This is a genomic window from Roseisolibacter sp. H3M3-2 (genome assembly GCF_029211165.1).
Classification (GTDB): Bacteria; Gemmatimonadota; Gemmatimonadetes; order Gemmatimonadales; family Gemmatimonadaceae; genus Roseisolibacter.
Genome location: NZ_JARGEK010000806.1, coordinates 1 through 524 on the forward strand (window position 1 = coordinate 1; position 524 = coordinate 524).

At 84.0% G+C, this 524-nt stretch carries 2 protein-coding genes; both read left to right on the forward strand.

Annotated features, from left to right (window positions below; translation table 11 throughout):
- The coding region (locus PYV61_RS26690) for a phosphodiester glycosidase family protein (RefSeq protein ID WP_275836892.1) at window positions 1-275 on the forward strand (275 nt) is incomplete at its 5' end.
- A 65-nt stretch (window positions 276-340) separates the two neighbouring features.
- The coding region (locus tag PYV61_RS26695; protein ID WP_275836893.1) for a hypothetical protein at window positions 341-524 on the forward strand (184 nt) is incomplete at its 3' end.

Here is a 524-nt window from a genome sequence, read left to right on the forward strand (position 1 = left end):
GCGACGCGCGCCTCGCGCTCGGGACGCTGGCGGACGGGCGCGCGCTGCTCGCGCTCACGCGCGTGCCGGGCGCCGGCGCGGCGCCGTACGGGCCGACCGTCCCCGAGATGGCGGCGGTGATGGGCGGGCTCGGCGCGCGCGACGCGGTGCTCCTCGACGGCGGGCTGTCGGCGCAGCTGCTGGTGCGCGACGCGGCGGGGCGGGCGCGCCGGTGGGCGGGGCTGCGGCGGGTGCCGCTCGGCCTCGTGGGGGAGGCGGTCGGCGAGGGGCGCTGAGCGTGCGCCTCGCGTACCTTGCGGGGCCCCGCCCCGACGCACCCCGCCGCGCCGTTCTCCCCGCCGTGCCGTCCGCCGTCCCCGCCCCGCCGTCGCCGCTCGCGTCCCTGTGCGAGACGGCCGCCCTCGCGCTCCGCGCCGCCGTCCACCTGCGCGCGCCCGACGGCGCCTGGTGGGGCGACCCCGCCGCCCGCGACGCGGCCGACGCGCTGCGCGTGCCCTTCGCCGGCGGCGCCGGGACGCTGAGCG